Origin of the sequence: Bradyrhizobium sp. 33ap4 (assembly GCF_032654765.1) — a bacterium.
Lineage (GTDB): Bacteria > Pseudomonadota > Alphaproteobacteria > Rhizobiales > Xanthobacteraceae > Bradyrhizobium > Bradyrhizobium australafricanum.
Genome location: NZ_JAUMTJ010000273.1, coordinates 1 through 553 on the forward strand (window position 1 = coordinate 1; position 553 = coordinate 553).

At 50.3% G+C, this 553-nt stretch carries 1 protein-coding gene; it reads left to right on the plus strand.

Annotation, left to right across the window (positions count from 1 at the left end):
- The coding region (locus Q2M23_RS43880; RefSeq protein ID WP_316399575.1) for a hypothetical protein at positions 1 to 244 on the plus strand (244 nt) is incomplete at its 5' end.
- Positions 245 to 553: the final 309 nt, after the last annotated feature.

A 553-nucleotide genomic window follows, 5' to 3' on the forward strand; every position in this document is an offset into this window, starting at 1 on the left:
CGGCATTTTTTCTCAAGGGCAGTTTATTTTCACTGGTGTACTCTGGTGTACTCTCTGCGAAGAGTTTTCAGCCTTCGTGCATAGTCCTTGTACATCTTCGCGGTATTCTGGAGCTCCTTCATCAGCAGTCGTCCCACCTTTTAAGCAAGGCTATTCTGTCCACTTTCTCGATTACGGTCATAAATTTCTAGACATGCGGGCAGCTGGACTGCACTTGTTCCTGGAAGCTCCTGTACCAGGATGAAATGAACACAGTGGAGTGATGCTGCTGCATCTAGCGGACTAACACGAAACACAGAGCCTCAAGGGTTGCCAGAAGCCTTAAACTAGAAGGAACTGATAGAAAAGCTCCTTAACCGGTGCCGGGACTCGAACCCGGGTTTATTGGCGACTGGCGATGTATGTTGACCACTACACCACGGCCGCACGGGGATTCTCTGCCAATTGGGTGCGTCATAGGGAGACAGGATGACGCATCCACGCTCCTTTCACTCTTACATCTCTCCCTTTCACTCACTCACTCACACAGCGAGACAAGTCGGATCGTAGCCAT